The sequence below is a fragment of the Oxobacter pfennigii genome, assembly GCF_001317355.1.
GTDB classification, from domain to species: Bacteria; Bacillota; Clostridia; order Clostridiales; family Oxobacteraceae; genus Oxobacter; species Oxobacter pfennigii.
The window spans coordinates 1-575 of record NZ_LKET01000069.1; the positions used below are offsets into that span (position 1 = coordinate 1).

Consider the following 575-nt stretch of genomic DNA (forward strand, 5'->3'; position numbering starts at 1 on the left):
CTCTTACTTCTGAAAGCCTGTTTGCAAGATCGTAAACATACCTATATTTTACTCCGTTTACTATATCGTCATGATATCCCAAATTCCCGGCACTGTCATAAGTATACCAGTGCCTCGTGGAACCATTGTACGTCCTTGCCATTATTCTGTCCAATATATCGTACTGATACCCAACCTTCTGGCCGTTTCCGTATTCCGATTCCTGAAGCTTGTTGGTTTTTATATTTAACCCGCCGCCGGCTTCTACCGCATAGGTATTCTTTATCAATGACCTGTTCTCTTTTACTTTCACTTCGGAAACATTTCCTAAGTTGTCATAATCGAATTTGTAGTAAAAGTCATTGTGATTTATTGTTTTTATCCTGTCATTCTCATAAGTATAGCTGTTCTGAACAGTTTCACCGCTTACCATCTTGGATACACTTGTCAGCCTGTCGTTATTATCATGCCCGTATGATGTCTGTTTACCCTTAGGGTCAACGACAGAATCCAGTGTGCCTTTTGTCTGGTTATAGTTATATGTCACTTTGTTTCCTGAGCTGTCTGTCATATCGCGGATATAGTTTCCGTTAGGA

Annotated in this window: 1 protein-coding gene; it reads right to left on the reverse strand. The window is 40.2% G+C overall.

Annotation, left to right across the window (positions count from 1 at the left end):
* Positions 1-550: hypothetical protein (locus OXPF_RS22745; RefSeq protein ID WP_160317293.1), on the reverse strand; the 550-nt coding region annotated here is incomplete at its 3' end.
* Positions 551-575 lie beyond the last annotated feature (25 nt).